The following is a 14428-nucleotide window of genomic DNA, read 5'->3' as shown; positions in this document are numbered from 1 at the left end:
AATAGTCTCGGCGTACAGGACGTGGCTGAGGAGGCGCCCATGGGGACCGGCGATCGTGAGCAGGCATACGCACGGGCTCGGCAGGAGGCCGAGCGGCTCACCGCGAGCGGAATCCAGGGCATCGCGCTGACCTGGGTGGACAACGCGGGGGTGACCCGGGCGAAGTCCGTGCCCACCGCGCGGCTGCCCCATGCCGCGCGGCGCGGGGTCGGGATGTCCCCCGTCTTCGACGTCTTTCTCGTGGACGACTCCATGACCACCAGCCGCCATGTCGGCGGCCCCGACGGGGATCTGCGGCTCATCCCCGACCTGGACCGGCTCATCCCGCTGGCCGCCCAGCCCGGCTGGGCCTGGGCCCCGGTCGACCGGTACGACCAGCAGGGCCGGGCGCACCCCGTCTGCCAGCGGCTGTTCGCCCGGCGGATGGCCGAGCGGGCGCGGGAGCGGGGACTGAGCGTACGCATGGGGTTCGAGACCGAGTGGGTCGTCACCACCGGCGACCCGGACCAGGATCCGCCGCACTACCCCTGCGCCGGTCCCGCCTACGGCATGGCGCGCGTGGCCGACCTCGCCGACTACCTCGCCGAGCTGCTCGCGGCGCTGGACGCGCAGCACACCGAGGTGCTCCAGCTCCACCCGGAGTACTCCCCCGGGCAGTTCGAGGTGTCCCTGGCACCGGCCGACCCGGTCGGCGCCGCCGATCTCGCCGTGCTGGTGCGGGAGACGATCCGGGCGTGCTCCGGGCGGGCCGGGCTCAACCCGATGTTCGGCCCGGTGGTGGACCCGGGCGGGGTCGGCAACGGCGCCCATGTCCATCTGAGCCTGTGGCAGGGGGACCGCAATCTGTGCCGGGACGGCGACGGGCCCAGCGGCATGACCGCGACGGCCGAGGCGTTCCTCGCCGGGGTGCTGCGCGAACTGCCCGCCCTGCTCGCCATCGGCGCCCCCTCCCCCGCGAGCTACCTCCGGCTCGAACCCTCCCGCTGGGCCGGGGCGTACCAGTGCTGGGGCCTGGAGAACCGCGAGGCCGCGGTGCGCTTCATCACCGGCGCACCGGACGACCCGGGGGCGGCCAACGCCGAGATCAAGTCCTTCGACCCGGCGGCCAACCCCTATCTGGTGGCGGGCGCGGTCATCGCCGCGGGCCTCGGCGGGCTGGACTCCGGGCTCTCCCTGCCGCCGCCCGTCGCCGGGGACCCCGCGGTCGAGGGGCGCGAGCGGCGGCTGCCCACCTCGCTGCTCACCGCGCTGGAGCACTTCGAGGACTCGACGGTGCTGCGCGAGGCGCTGGGCGATCCGCTCTTCGAGTCGATCGCCGCGGTGCGCCGGGCGGAGGCCGCCCTGTTCGAGAAGTCGTCGCCACGGGAGATCGCCATCGCGACCCGGAGGCGGTACTGACCGATGGAGGCCGCCGAGCAGACGGATCCGACCGAGCCGCCGCTGCCGCCCCTGGTGGACCACCACTGCCATGGGGTGGTCCGCTCCGAGCTGAGCTCGGCCGCGTTCGAGGCGTTCCTGACCGAATCCGACGCGCCCGCCGCGCTCGGCACCACCTTCTTCGACAGTCAACTGGGGTTCGCGGTGCGCCGCTGGTGTCCACCGCTGCTGGGCCTCGAACCGCACTGCCCGCCCGCCCACTACCTCGCCAGGCGGCGCGAGCTGGGCCCCCGGGAGGCGACCCGGCGGCTGCTGGGCGCCGCCGGGATCAGCGAGTTCCTGGTGGACACCGGGCTGCCGGGCAATCTGACCACCCCTCAGGAGCTGGCCCTCGCGGCGGGCGGCACCGCCCATGAGATCGTCCGCCTCGAGCAGTTGGCGGAGCGGATCGCCGACACCTCGCTGACCGCCGACGACTTCCTGGCCGGGGTGGCGGACGGGATCCGGGAGGCGGCCCGTACGGCGGCCGGTTTCAAGTCGGTGGCCGCGTACCGCCACGGACTGGACTTCGAGCCCGATCCGCCGGGCCCCGGCGCCGTCCACACCGCCGCCGAGCACTGGCTCGCCCGGCGCGGTCAGGGCGGCACCGCCGCCGCCCGGGTCACCGACCCCGTACTGCTGCGCCATCTGCTGTGGTCGGCGGCGTACACCGGGCTGCCGCTGCAACTGCACACCGGATTCGGCGATCCCGATCTGCGGCTGGACCGCTGCGATCCGCTCGCCCTCACCGACTTCATCCGCGCGGTGCGCCCCACGGGCTGCACGCTGATCCTGCTGCACGGCTATCCGTACCACCGCGGCGCCGCCTATCTGGCCGCCGTCTTCCCGCATGTCTACGCCGATGTGGGGCTGGCCCTGTCGCACACCGGGGCGCGGGCCGGGGCCGTGCTCGCCGAGATGCTGGAGCTCGCCCCGTTCGGCAAGGTGCTCTTCTCGACCGATGCCTATGGGCTGCCCGAACTGTATGTGGTGGGGGCGCGGCTCTTCCGGGAGGCGCTGACCGGGCTGCTGACCCACTGGGTCGCGGAGGGCGCCTGGTCGCGCCGCGACGCCCGCCGGGTGGCCGCGCTGCTGGGCGCGGACAACGCCCGCCGCGTCTACGGCCTCGGCACCCCGGCCCCCCGCGAGGGCTAGGCATGTCCGGCGGCGAGGATCGCGTACTCGCGTACACCGGCCCCGACCAGCAAGATCACGATCTACGGAAGGCGTGCTGCCCGGTCCGGCCGGTGGCGGCCACCACCTCGCGTGCGATATCCACGACAGGCCGCCCGTCAGTCACCACCCGCACGGTCCCCGCGGGGACCCGCTGGTCCAGGAGCCGCGCCTTGCGGACACTGCTCTCCAACTCCCGCTCCAGCTCCGAGCCGAGTTCCCGGCCCACCGGACGCTCGCGTGCCGTGGCGTCGATAACGGTGTCGGCGATGCCGCCCGCGGCGAGGACGAGCTGGTCGTGACGGCCGACGTCGTCGTATGGGCGAGGGGAGGGTGTCCCGGACAGTCCGGGACGCGTCCCGGACGCCGGGACGCTGGAGGGACCGGTCCGGGCCTCCCTAGGATCCGGAGACGTCGCGAGCCGGACACGGCGAAAACAAACGGCTGTTCGCCGCTCCCGTTGAGCGGCTCGCGCGACGTACTCCCGACGCACCCATCCGACGAGGAGGAGAACCATGTCCAAGGTGCTGGAAACCGTGGGCGGCAGGCTGCTCGGCCTGTTCGTGCCCAAGGTGGAGGCCGCCGCTTCCGCCCAGGCGTGTCAGTGCTTCAACGAATGCTGGCAGTGCGCGCGCAGCGCGTGCTGCGTCAATACCGCCTGTGGCTCCATCAACTGCTGGCGAAGCTGTCCGGGTTGCTGATCCGGTGACGTGACAGGGAACCGGCCGGGGGCACCGGCGTGCGACACCGGGCGGACCGCCGTGCCGTCGTCCACCGGTGTCCCCGGCTCCCGGTTCCCGGTTCGTTCCCGGTTCCCGCTCCGCAGGAGGTCCCCGTGCAGTACCTGGAATTCGGCATCCGCTGCCTGATCGGCACGGTGTTCCTGGCCGCCGCCGTCGGCAAAGCGGCGAGCGGGCGTTCGTTCGCCGCGTTCACCTCGTCCCTGGGCGACCTGGGGCTGGTGCCGCTCCGGGCCGTCCGCCCGGTGGCGGTGGCCGTCGTCGCGGGCGAGGGGCTGGTCTGCCTGCTGCTCGCCGCGCCGTGGGCGCGTCTGCCGGCGCTCGGTCTGGCCGGGGCGGCGGCCCTGCTTCTGGCCTTCGCGGTGGCCATTGCCTGTGCCGTGGCCCGGGGCACCCACGCGGTGTGCCGGTGCTTCGGAGGGGCGTCCACCAGCCCGCTCGGCGTGCGCCACATCGTACGCAACGTCCTGCTCGCCGGGCTTGCCCTGGCCGCGGCCGGAACCATGCTGCGCCCGGACATCGGCCCCGCGCAGCCGGCCGGGCTGCTCGTGGCGGCGCTCGGCGGGCTGCTCGTCGGCGGCTGCGTCGCCGCGCTCGACACCATCGCGGGCCTCTTCCGGCCCATGAGCCCCGTAGGTACCGCCCGGTCCCGGCACCCCGTCCGCCCGGGACGGTGAGCCGGACCCCGCGCGCCATCCCCTGCCCTCCGCACAGGAATCCGCACAGGAAACGGAGACCCACCGTGCCCATCGTCATCGCCACTCTCGTCCTCGTCGGGCTGCTGTGCCTCCTCGATCTGGTGCTCACCGTCGGCGTCATCAAGCGGCTGCGGGAACACACCGAACTGCTCGCCACCCGGGGCGGCGGCCGGCTCTCCCTCGGAACCGGGGACGAGGTCGGGGAGTTCTCCGGAGCCACCGTGGACGGGGAGCGGGTACACGACGGCATGATCCACAGTGAGACCGTCGTCGCCTTCTTCTCCCCGACCTGCGGCCCGTGCAAGGAGAAGCTCCCGAAGTTCGCCGAGTACGCCAGGAGCGTGCCGCGCGGACGCGAACAGGTCCTCGCCGCGGTGATCGCCGACAGCCCGGAGGAGGCGGAAGCGGCGGCCCCGATGCTGACCGCGCTGCGCCCGGTGGCGCGCGTACTGACCGGCCCGGACGCCGACGCCGTCGCCGGGGCGTGCAAGGTGCAGGGCTTTCCCGTCGTCCTCAAGGTCAACCGGAGCACGGACGGCCGTCTCCTGGTCATGGCCGACCAGGTCGACGTGGACCGTCCCGCCGTCGCCGCCCGCTGACCGGCGTCGCCGTCCACCGCGCCATGACGCGCAAACGCCCCGCCGTGCCGCACCCACGACCCGCCTCCCAGGCCACCGCCCCCGAGCACCCCGAGCACCCCGAGCACCCCGAGCACCCCGAGCACCCCGACGACGAACGCGCACCCCGCATCCGGCCGTCCCATGTCCTGGACGCGGTACGGATGGTGGTGCGGGCGGCACCCGGCATCCTCGCGCTGTACACGGGGCCCGCGCTGGCCATGGGGTTCTTCCCGGTGGCGGCCGCCTGGTCGCTGAAACTCGTCATCGACCGCCTCGCCGCCGGTGCCACCGTGGGCGCCCTTCTGCTCCCCGTGGCCGTGTTGACCGCGACCGGGGTGGCGACCGCGGCACTGCCGCATCTGGCCCACTATCTGCGCACCGAGATGGACCGCCGGGTCGGGCAGTACGCCCAGGACCGGCTGTTCCTGGCCGTCGACCGGTTCCCCGGGCTCGCCCGCTTCGAAAACCCGGTCTTCCTGGACCGGCTGCGCCTCGCCCAGCAGACGGTGGTGGCCAAACCGGTCGCCGGCCAAGCCGTCGAAGGAGCCCTGGGCGTCGTCCGGTCCGTCCTCACCATCGTCGGCTTCCTCGGCTCCTTGTTCGTGATCAGCCCGCCGACGATGGCGCTCGTCCTGCTCGCCGCGCTGCCCGTGCTGGCGGCCGAACTCCTGCTGTCGCGCAGGCGCGCCGCCACCGTCTGGGAGATCGGGCCCGACGAGCGGCGCCAGTTCTTCTACATGGGCCTGCTCGCCAACGTCGAGGCGGCCAAGGAGATCCGCCTCTTCGGCACCGGCGCCTTTCTGCGCGGCCGGATGCTCGCCGGCCGGCAGAGCGCGGACGCCGCCCGCCGGACGGTCGACCGGCAGGAGGTCCGGATGCGCGCCGGACTCGGCCTGCTGTCCGCGTCGGTGGCGGGCGCGGGGCTGCTGTGGACGGTCGGCAGCGCCCGGGGAGGCGGACTCACCCCCGGCGATGTGGCGGTCTTCCTGGCCGCCGTGGCCGGGGTCCAGACGGCCCTGACGGCGCTCGCGGGCGATGTCGCGACCACCCACCACGCCCTGCTGCTGTTCGGGCACTACCTGGCTGTGGTGCGCGCCGGGCCCGAACTCTCCGCGCCCGCCGACCCCCGCCCGCTGCCGGAGCTGCGGCGCGGCATCGAGCTGCGCGATGTGTGGTTCCGCTACGCGCCCGACCATCCCTGGGTGCTACGCGGTATCGACCTGTGGATCCCCGCAGGATCGTCGCTCGCCCTCGTCGGCCTCAACGGCTCGGGCAAGTCCACGCTGGTCAAGCTGTTGTGCCGGTTCTACGACCCGGTCCGGGGCAGCATCCGGTGGGACGGCGTCGACCTGCGCGACGCCGACATCGCCGATCTGCGCCGACGCATCAGCGCGGTGTTCCAGGACTACATGGACTACGACATGACGGCTGCCGAGAGCATCGCGCAGGGCGACCTCGACGCCCTCGGTGAACCGGAGCGCCTGCGAAGGGCGGCGCGGCGGGCCGGGATCCACCAGGTGCTGGCGGCGCTGCCGCACGGCTACGACACCCTGCTCTCCCGGATGTTCTTCGCCGAGGCGGACAAGCGGAACCCGGCCACCGGAGTCATGCTCTCCGGAGGGCAGAGCCAACGGCTCGCCCTGGCCCGGGCGTTCGTCCGCGACCGCCGCGATCTGATGATCCTCGACGAGCCGTCCGCCGGGCTCGACGCGGCGGCCGAGCACGAGATCCACACCTCGCTCCGGGCCCACAGGCAGGGGCTCACCAGCGTCCTCATCTCGCACCGCCTGGGCGCCGTACGGGAGGCCGACATCATCGTCGTGCTCGACGGGGGACGGGTCGCCGAGCGCGGCAGCCACGGCCAACTCCTGTGCGCGGAAGGGCGGTACGCGGGGTTGTACGCCCTTCAGGCCGCCGGTTACCGCCAGGAGGCGGCCCCGGACCCGGCCACCGCCCCTGACGCCTCGCCGCACATCGCCTGAGCGGATCCCCGAGCGGTCCTTGTCCCGACGCACCCCGCAGAGGAGAACACCACGATGAGTCCCGGCAGCGGCCCCCACTTCTCAGAGGCCCGGGCATCCTGGGCGGAGACCGCCCCCGACCGGGCCCGGGTCCGCGCCCGGCGCGCACGCCGCGCCCGGACCGCTCTGCTCACGCTGGACGTGGCCCTCTGGGCGGGCACCGCCTCGCTCCTGTGGCCCGTACGCAGCCCCGGCTGGGGAGCAGGATGCGGGGCGGTCGCCCTCCTGCTCACCGCCGGGCTCGCCCTCGCCCGGGCCGCGGAACGGCGGCTGGTGGCGGTCGGCGTCTCGGGCCGGAGCATGGAACCGGCCTACCACGACGGGGACAGCGTGCTGGTCCGCCGCGGCCGTACCCCCGGGCGCGGGGCGGCCGTGGTGGTGGAGCGTCCGCCGTACCAGGCGCCGTGGCCGGACCCGCCCGTCCCGCGGACCGCGCCCGCGCACCGGATCTACGCACGGCAGTGGTTCATCAAACGGGTCGCGGCCGTACCGGGCGATCCCGTGCCCCGGTCCGGGCTGCCCGCGCTCGGGGACACCCCGGACCGGACCGTCCCCGAGGGCATGCTGATTCTGCTCGGGGACAACAGCGAGCAGAGCTATGACTCGCGCCAGGTCGGCTACTTCCCGGCGGAACGCGTCCTGGGCGAGGTGGCGGGCTCGGATCAGCCGGCGCGCCGGATGAGGAACACCTGACGGCCCTTGCCCTCGCAGCGCTGCATCACCGCCTCCGCACCGTGGACGGAGCTGGAGTCGACGATGCCCACACAGCCGCGTCCCTCGATCCGGAGCACATATCTGCCCCGTTTCAGCTCGCCCGACGGCTCGATGGTGAACAGACTGCCGTCCGCGCAGACGTCCATCGGCTCCAGCAGTCCCGCGCCGTCTCCGTCGGCGAGCGCTTTCAGACAGCCCCTGCCGTAGTCGGGGTGATACCACACGATGTGGTACTTCCCGTCGCCGGCCGGCTCCAGCAGGGTGCTCTGCGGCGCCGCCTCGGCACAGGGTCGCTGCACCGCGACGAGCGGTGTGTACCGCCAGTCGCGGACCCGGCCGTCGGTCAGACACAGCTCCGGGTCCTCCGCGATCCTGATGGTCACCCAGCCGCCGGGCGGTGTCGGCCGACCCCCGGACGGGGCGCCGGACGGGGCGCCGGACGGGGCGCCGGACGGCGGGTCCGCGGCGCGGGATTGCCGCCACGGCATCTGATCCTGGCGGAAGGCCACGACGGCCCCGAGGGCGACCGTCAGCACGGCGGCGGCGACCGTCAGACCCCGCCGGTGCCGGCCGAGGCGCGCCCGCCGCCCGCCCGTCCCCGGTCCGGGATCCGTCCCGGGACCCGGCTCCGGCCCGGGAGGCGCGGCGCCACCGCTCACGCTGTCCCGCGCGCCCTGATCCACCGGCAGCCGAATGCCGACGCCCACCGCGCTGGACGACGGCACCGACGCCTCCGCCGGTACCCACGACGCCTCCTCCGCCGGCGCAGCGAGTCGTGCGACCCGGTCCCGGGCCGCGCACCACCGCGCGGCCCGCTCGCCGTCCCCGCACGCCCGCACGAAGGCCGCCAGCAGCTCCGGCCGGGGCGGTTGGTCACGGCTCAGCATGGTGGAGACGCTGCTGCGCGGCAGTACGTCCCCCACGGCGGCGGCCCGTTCCTCGAGCCGCCGGTACGACAGCCCGGAGTGGGCCTTGAGTTCCCGCAGCAACGTCATGAAGCCGCCTACATCCTGGACATCCTCAAGATCACCAGCCTTGTCAGGTTCCATGGGCGGAATCGTCATGGCGGCCGCTGATCGCCCACAACGGCCATGTCCGCCATTTATCGACTTCCACGCAAGGGGGCGTTGACGCTCTCGAAAGCGCTTGCTCATTTGATGCACATCGCCTACCGCAACGGCAAGCACGGGTTCACCTACAACAGCAACCCCGGCCGTATGCCGGTGTCGGGCAACGTCAGCATCGACAACACCGAGCGCAACTACAACTTCGACGGCGGTACGTCGGTGTTCCGGCGCGCTGCGCTGGTCCCTCGCCTCGGACGGCAAGCTCTCCGTGACCTTCGGCCAGAGGGGTGCTTGTTCTTCGAGCCTGGATGCCGTCCGTAGCGGGTGGTGTCCGTGGACGTGGTCACCTCGGGGTTGCGCCAGGTCTCGGGACATCGGCTTCCCCAGGGGCGGTGTCTCCTCTCCAGGGGTGACCTGCCGCGTAGGACGGGCCCGATGCGGCCGTCCGCAGGGCACGTCCGCCGGGCGGACCCTGACCCAAGGGGGGACTCGAACGCGACAACCACAATGTGGACGGTGCTAACATCGAAGTGAATGTAAGCACCGTAAACTCCGAGGAGGTGGTTCCGTGCCCTCGGAGCCCAGCCGTGCCACGTACCACCATGGCGATCTGCGTGCCGCCTGTCTGCGGGCAGCGCGGGAACTGCTCGCCGAGGAGGGCGGTGCGGGGTTGTCGTTGCGGGCGGTCGCCCGTCGTGCCGGTGTCTCGCCCACCGCCCCGTACCGGCACTTCGCTGATCGGCAGTCCCTGGTCTCGGCGGTCGCCGCCGAGGGCTACCGGGAACTCGCCGGGTATCTGGCGGCGGCCCACCCGGCCCCTCAGACGCCGGACGATCTTGCGGCGGTGGCGGTCGCCTATGTGCGGTTCGCGCTGGAGCACCCGGGCCTGTTCCGGGCGATGTTCTCGGAGCCCTGCGATCCCGTACACGACGAGCGGGTGGCCGCGAACGGTGTCGTGGTCGCGTATGTCGAAGACCTGGTGCGACGCGCCTTCCCGAACAGCGCCGCCGACCTCGGCGATCTGGCCACCGCGGTCTGGGCCCTGGTGCACGGCCTCGCCTTCCTCCATCTCGACGGCAAGCTCGACGCCTCCGACGGTGTCGACGCGCGGGTGCGCGGCGCCGTGCACGCATTCCTCGCGACGAACAGTGAAAGCGGGTAACACCCCATGCAGGGATACGTTCTGACCCGGTACGGCGGCCCCGACGCCATGGAGCTCCGCGAGGTGCCCGCACCGCAGGCCGGGCCCGGTGAGGTGCTCATCCGGGTGCGGGCCGCGGGCCTGAACCCGATCGACTACAAGCTGAGGCAGGGCCTGATGCGCCTGATCAATCGCCTGCCCCTGCCCATGGTCGCGGGCAGCGAACTGGCCGGAGAGGTCGCGGCGGTGGGCCCCGGCGTGACCCGATTCGCCGTCGGCGACCGGGTGTTCACCCGCGTGGACAAGGGCGAGCTCGGCGCCTTCGCCACCTACGCCACCGTGGAAGAGTCGCTGGTGGCGAAGATGCCCGCGAGGCTGGGCTGCATCGACGCCGCCGGGCTGCCGCTGGCCGGGCTGACGGCGTTGCAGGCCCTGCGCGACGAGCTGGGCCTGCGGCCCCGTGACCGGGTGTTCATCTCCGGCGGTGCCGGCGGCGTCGGCACCCTGGCGATCCAGCTCGCGGTCTCGATGGGCGCCGAGGTGGCCACCACCGCCTCGCCGCGCGGCGCCGCCCTGGTGCGCTCACTCGGCGCCACGACCGTCATCGACTACCGCGAGCAGAGGTTCAAGGACGTACTGCACGACTACGACGGCGTCTTCGACCTGACCGGCGGGAGGGACCTCCTGGACAGTTTCACCATCCTCAAACCGGGCGCCAAGACCGTCTCCATCGCCAAGACCCCCGAACCGGCCACCGCCCGCCAGGACATGGGCAAAGGCCCGCTCCTGGCTGCGGTGTTCGGACTGCTGAGTGCGAAGATCCGGCGCGAGGCGCGCCGGCACGGGGCGAGCTACCGCTTCCTGTTCATGCACCCCAGCGGTGCGGACCTGGAGCATCTGGCCGCGCTGGTGGACGCGGGCGAGTTGAAGCCGGTCATCGACCGCGTCTTCCCGTTCGAGCAGATCGCCGATGCCTTCGCCTTTCTGGAGCAGGGGCGCGCCAAGGGAAAGGTCGTCGTCGAAATGTGAGCCCCAGGCGATCCGAAGTCACCGGATTCGCCGGACACAGCCTGGGCTCCCCGGTCCCGCGGCCCACCGAAACAGCCCGCCGCCCCGGTCCGGAGACCCGCTGGACACCGGACCCGCACCCAGGGGCGGCGGCCCAAAGACCTGGCGGCCGACGGGAGCAGCGGGGGACACGCCGCCCTCAGCGACCGTACGCATACGGGGACGGGGTCCCCGCCCGGCGCGGAGCGCAACCCAGTACCGTGCCGGAACGTACTCGACCGTAACCGGAGGAGATCGCATGCGGATCGACGGCACGACCGTCCTGCTCACCGGGGCCACCGGCGGCATCGGGCAGACTCTGGCCCGCGCGCTCGCGGCCAAGGGCGCCAAGCTGCTGCTCACCGGGCGCCGCGAGGAGGTGCTGCGGCCACTGGCCGAGCGGCTGGGCGGCCGGGTGATCGTCGCCGATCTGGCCGAACGGTCCGATCTGGAGCGCCTGGTCGAGGAGGCGGCGGAGGCCCGGATCCTCATCGCCAACGCCGCGCTGCCCTCCAGCGGCCCGGTCCTGGACTACCGGCCCGAGGAGCTGGAGCGCGCCCTCGATGTCAATCTGCGCGCGCCGATGCTGCTGTCGCGGCTGATGGCACCGCGCATGGTGGAGTCGGGATCCGGTCAGCTCGTGATGATCGGCTCGCTTTCGGGCCGTACGGCCTCCCCCGGCGCCGCGCTCTACAACGCGGCCAAGTTCGGGCTGCGCGGCTTCGCCCTGGGGCTGCGGCAGGACCTGCACGGCACGGGGGTGGGGGTCTCGCTGGTGCAGCCCGGATTCGTGGGCGACGCCGGGATGTTCGCCGACGCGGGCACGTCCCTCCCCACCGGGGTCCGGACGATCTCCAGCCGGCGGGTGGCGGCAGCGACCATCCGGGCCATCGAGCGGAACCGGGCCGAGGTGAACGTGGCCCCGCTGGAGCTGCGCCTGGGCAGCGCCCTCGGCGGGCTGTTCCCGACCCTCGCCGAGCGGGCCCAGCGGGGTGCGGGCGCCGGGGAGACGTCCCGTCAGCTCGCCGACGGTCAGCGCGGCAAGCGCTGAGCGGACCTGGTGAAGTCGGCTGCGGTTCAACAGCGCCGCCAAGGGGCGCGGGGAACTGCGCGACCAGCCACGACGGCGCCGCGGACGAACGACGGCACATCACGGCCAATCCCGCGGAGCGCTTCGCGCCACGGCCTGATGCGCGGGCGGTGTCGATGACCCGTCCGCACACCGGTCATTGACACCGCCCAGCCCCCATGCCAAAGTTTCGCGACTCTGGTCGGACAACGTTGTCAAGCGGAGGTGCGTCCCATGCGGTCGCTGATCGGTGGAATCCGTGCGCGCACAGCGGGCACGGTGGCGGGCGTGATGACGGCGGTGCTGCTGGGCGGCGGCTTGCTGGGACCGCCGGGGGCGACGGCCGCCGCCGCGGCCGGGGACCCTCCGGCCGACCCCACCTCGCTGGTCCATCCCTTCGTGGGCACCGAGAACTTCGGCAACACCTTCCCCGGTGCGAGCGCCCCGTTCGGCATGGTCCAGGTCAGCCCGGACACCGGCGGTCAGGGCGGCTACGACTACGATCAGAACGCCATCCACGGCTTCAGCCAGACCCATCTGTCCGGCGTCGGCTGCGGGGTGGCGGGCGAGCTGCCCATCATGCCGACGACCGGCGCGGTCACCGACGTGGACCCGGAGCACTACCGCTCCACCTTCAGCCATGACGACGAGGAGGCCACCCCGGGCTACTACCGGGTGGGGCTGAAGACCTACGGCATCGACGCCGAGCTGACCGCGACCCGGCGCACCGGCTGGCAGCGCTACACCTTCCCCGCCACCGGCGCGGCCAATGTGCTGTTCAACACCGGCAAGGCCAATCAGAACGTCTTCGGCTCCGAGGTCCGCGTGGTCGGGGACCGGACCGTCGAGGGCCGGGTGGAGGCCGGGAACTTCTGCGCCGGAAAGGACCGGCACACCGTCTACTTCACCGCCACCTTCGACCGCCCCTTCGCCTCCTACGGCACCTGGCGCGGTACGACCCCCTCCCCCGGCTCCCGCGAGGCGGCCGGAGCGGGCGGCAACGGCGCCTGGGCCGGCTTCGACGCGAGCCAGGACCGGGATGTGGTGGTCAAGGTCGGGCTGTCGTACACCGGACCGGAAGGCGCCCGTAAGAACCTCACGGCCGAGACCGGGGACTCCTACGACTTCGACGCCACCCGCGCCGCGCTGCACGACACCTGGCGCGAGAAGCTCGACGCGGTCCGGGTCGGCGGCGGTACCGAGGAGCGGCAGCGCGCCTTCTACACCGCGCTGTACCACGCCCAGTTGCACCCCAATGTGGCGGGCGACGTGGACGGCCGCTACACCGGTTTCGACGGCGCGACCCACACCGCCTCCGGCTATACGCCGTACCAGAACTTCTCGCTGTGGGACACCTACCGGCCGCAGAACCAACTGCTGGAGCTGCTGGAGCCGGGGGTGGCCCGCGATGTCGCGCTGTCGGTCGTCGCCATCGGCCGGGACGGTGGCTGGCTGCCGCGCTGGGCGCTGGCCAACAGCGAGACCAACATCATGACGGGCGACCCGGTGACCCCGTTCCTCGTCGAGGCGTGGTCCAAGGGGCTGCTGGCCGGGCATGAGGACGAGACGTACGCGCTGCTGAAGAGGAACGCGACCAGCACCCCGCCCGCCGGCTCCCCCTACAACGGCCGCTCCGGAGTGGACTACTACCGCAAGCTCGGCTACGTCCCCTCGGGGCTGAAGCTCGGCACCGACTGCGCCGACAAGGGCGGTGACAACGACTGCGTCCACCCCGCCTCGGCCACCCTGGAGTACTCCGCCGCGGACGCCGCGCTCGCCCTGATGGCGCGCGGGCTCGGACACCGCGCCGACGCCCGGATGTTCGCCGAGCGCGGCCAGACCTTCCGCACGCTGTGGGACCCGTCGATCGGCCACTTCCGGCCGCGCACGGCCGACGGCGCGTGGGTGACCCCGTACGACCCGGTGGAGGCGGGCAAGCAGTTCCACGAGGGCGGCGCCTACCAGTACCAGTGGCTGGTGCCGCAGGACCCGGCCGGTCTGGTGGAGCTGATGGGCGGCAGGCGCGCGGCCGAGAAGCGGCTGGACGACTTCTTCGCCTACGACAAGCTGCTCACCGACCCGGCGGGCACGGCCCGCGATGACTGGATCTCCGCCCCGTACGACTACTACGGCAAGCCCACTTACAACCCCAACAACGAGCCCGATCTGCACGCCCCGTACATGTATCTGTGGGCGGGCGCGCCCGCGAAGGCGGCGACGGCGGTACGGGCGGCGATGACCCTGTTCACCACCGGGCCGGACGGGATGACCGGCAATGACGACCTCGGCACGATGTCGGCCTGGTACATCTTCTCCTCGCTGGGCCTGTATCCGACGATGAGCGGCGGGGACTTCCTCGCCCTGTCCAGTCCGCAGTTCGACTCGGCCGTGGTCCGCATCGGGCGGTACGGCACCCGGCAGGGCGGCACGCTGACGGTCACCGCGCCGGGCGCGAGCGACACCAAGCGGTATGTGCGCAGCGTCTCGCTGGGCGGCCGTGATGTGGCGCGGACCTGGCTGGACTGGGACCAGGTCGCCCATGGCGGGAAGCTGGCCCACCGGCTGTCCACGGAGCCGTCGTCCTGGGGCACCGGCAAGGGCGCCGAGCCGCCGTCGGTGGGCGCCACCCGCAAGGGCTGATACCGGCCGGTTGTGGTGTAGGTTCTAGGGCCCGCCTGGACACACGGGCCTGGGGGTGTGGTCGAGCGAGGGAGCGGGTGTC

The 14428-nt window shown here is 72.9% G+C and carries 12 protein-coding genes and 2 pseudogenes; 12 read left to right on the top strand and 2 right to left on the bottom strand.

All coding sequences use genetic code 11. The features are described from left to right. Positions 1-39: 39 nt before the first annotated feature. Together ACK1X7_RS42380 and ACK1X7_RS42375 are read left to right on the top strand one after the other, a co-directional pair. Entirely contained in the window at positions 40-1398 is a 1359-nt protein-coding gene (locus tag ACK1X7_RS42380; protein ID WP_385146565.1) for a glutamine synthetase, read from the top strand. Between the two features lie 3 nt (positions 1399-1401). Next, a complete protein-coding gene (locus ACK1X7_RS42375; protein ID WP_390794140.1) occupies positions 1402-2571 on the top strand; it encodes an amidohydrolase family protein in 1170 nt (389 codons plus the stop codon). Positions 2572-2626: 55 nt separating this feature from the next. On the opposite strand, the pseudogene ACK1X7_RS42370 reads toward ACK1X7_RS42375, so the two are convergent. Then, positions 2627-2851, bottom strand: a pseudogene (locus ACK1X7_RS42370) (hypothetical protein); the annotation flags it as partial. A gap of 253 nt (positions 2852-3104) precedes the next feature. Here ACK1X7_RS42370 and ACK1X7_RS42365 point away from each other — a divergent pair. The 5 genes from ACK1X7_RS42365 (at position 3105) to ACK1X7_RS42345 (ending at position 7361) form a co-directional block, all read left to right on the top strand. Beyond that, positions 3105-3290, top strand: coding sequence for a hypothetical protein (locus tag ACK1X7_RS42365; protein WP_385146569.1), 186 nt, complete (start codon positions 3105-3107; stop codon positions 3288-3290). 134 nt (positions 3291-3424) lie between these two features. Beyond that, positions 3425-4006 (top strand): MauE/DoxX family redox-associated membrane protein, encoded by a 582-nt coding sequence (locus ACK1X7_RS42360; protein WP_385146571.1) that lies wholly within the window; start codon positions 3425-3427, stop codon positions 4004-4006. A gap of 65 nt (positions 4007-4071) precedes the next feature. Continuing rightward, positions 4072-4626, top strand: coding sequence for a hypothetical protein (locus tag ACK1X7_RS42355; RefSeq protein WP_385146573.1), 555 nt, complete (start codon positions 4072-4074; stop codon positions 4624-4626). Positions 4627-4649: 23 nt separating this feature from the next. Then, complete coding sequence (locus ACK1X7_RS42350) at positions 4650-6629, top strand: ABC transporter ATP-binding protein (protein ID WP_413116518.1); 1980 nt, start codon at positions 4650-4652, stop codon at positions 6627-6629. Between the two features lie 54 nt (positions 6630-6683). Then, on the top strand, positions 6684-7361 hold the full coding sequence (locus ACK1X7_RS42345) for a S26 family signal peptidase (RefSeq protein WP_390794138.1): 678 nt from the start codon (positions 6684-6686) through the stop codon (positions 7359-7361). Here ACK1X7_RS42345 and ACK1X7_RS42340 read toward each other — a convergent pair. Continuing rightward, positions 7331-8431, bottom strand: a complete 1101-nt coding sequence (locus tag ACK1X7_RS42340) for an RICIN domain-containing protein (protein ID WP_413116517.1) — start codon at positions 8429-8431, stop codon at positions 7331-7333. The genes ACK1X7_RS42345 and ACK1X7_RS42340 overlap by 31 nt on opposite strands. A 114-nt stretch (positions 8432-8545) precedes the next feature. Here ACK1X7_RS42340 and ACK1X7_RS42335 point away from each other — a divergent pair. The 5 genes and pseudogenes from ACK1X7_RS42335 to ACK1X7_RS42315 all read left to right on the top strand — a co-directional run. Then, a pseudogene (locus ACK1X7_RS42335) lies at positions 8546-8677 on the top strand (right-handed parallel beta-helix repeat-containing protein); the annotation flags it as partial. 340 nt (positions 8678-9017) lie between these two features. Next, the gene (locus ACK1X7_RS42330; RefSeq protein ID WP_390794135.1) at positions 9018-9611 is read left to right on the top strand and encodes a TetR/AcrR family transcriptional regulator; all 594 of its coding nucleotides are present in this window, start codon (positions 9018-9020) and stop codon (positions 9609-9611) included. Positions 9612-9617: 6 nt separating this feature from the next. Next, entirely contained in the window at positions 9618-10619 is a 1002-nt protein-coding gene (locus tag ACK1X7_RS42325; RefSeq protein WP_413116516.1) for an NADP-dependent oxidoreductase, read from the top strand. Positions 10620-10896: 277 nt separating this feature from the next. Next, positions 10897-11688, top strand: a complete 792-nt coding sequence (locus tag ACK1X7_RS42320; RefSeq protein ID WP_390794134.1) for an SDR family NAD(P)-dependent oxidoreductase — start codon at positions 10897-10899, stop codon at positions 11686-11688. A 252-nt stretch (positions 11689-11940) separates the two neighbouring features. Continuing rightward, on the top strand, positions 11941-14346 hold the full coding sequence (locus ACK1X7_RS42315; RefSeq protein ID WP_413116515.1) for a GH92 family glycosyl hydrolase: 2406 nt from the start codon (positions 11941-11943) through the stop codon (positions 14344-14346). The last annotated feature ends 82 nt before the right edge of the window (positions 14347-14428 follow it).

The sequence above is a fragment of the Streptomyces sp. CY-1 genome, assembly GCF_047218265.1.
Lineage (GTDB): Bacteria > Actinomycetota > Actinomycetes > Streptomycetales > Streptomycetaceae > Streptomyces > Streptomyces niphimycinicus.
Note: the sequence above shows the minus strand (reverse complement) of the source record. Positions and strands in the feature narration are given on the sequence as shown.

What these genes read in the sequence shown, in the direction of transcription:
- ACK1X7_RS42380 (WP_385146565.1), top strand. Translation starts at nt 40, where the DNA reads ATGGGGACCGGCGATCGTGAGCAGGCATACGCACGGGCTCGGCAGGAG.
- ACK1X7_RS42375 (WP_390794140.1), top strand. Translation starts at nt 1,402, where the DNA reads ATGGAGGCCGCCGAGCAGACGGATCCGACCGAGCCGCCGCTGCCGCCC.
- ACK1X7_RS42365 (WP_385146569.1), top strand. Translation starts at nt 3,105, where the DNA reads ATGTCCAAGGTGCTGGAAACCGTGGGCGGCAGGCTGCTCGGCCTGTTC.
- ACK1X7_RS42350 (WP_413116518.1), top strand. Translation starts at nt 4,650, where the DNA reads ATGACGCGCAAACGCCCCGCCGTGCCGCACCCACGACCCGCCTCCCAG.
- ACK1X7_RS42345 (WP_390794138.1), top strand. Translation starts at nt 6,684, where the DNA reads ATGAGTCCCGGCAGCGGCCCCCACTTCTCAGAGGCCCGGGCATCCTGG.
- ACK1X7_RS42340 (WP_413116517.1), bottom strand. Translation starts at nt 8,431, where the DNA reads ATGGAACCTGACAAGGCTGGTGATCTTGAGGATGTCCAGGATGTAGGC.
- ACK1X7_RS42325 (WP_413116516.1), top strand. Translation starts at nt 9,618, where the DNA reads ATGCAGGGATACGTTCTGACCCGGTACGGCGGCCCCGACGCCATGGAG.
- ACK1X7_RS42320 (WP_390794134.1), top strand. Translation starts at nt 10,897, where the DNA reads ATGCGGATCGACGGCACGACCGTCCTGCTCACCGGGGCCACCGGCGGC.
- ACK1X7_RS42315 (WP_413116515.1), top strand. Translation starts at nt 11,941, where the DNA reads ATGCGGTCGCTGATCGGTGGAATCCGTGCGCGCACAGCGGGCACGGTG.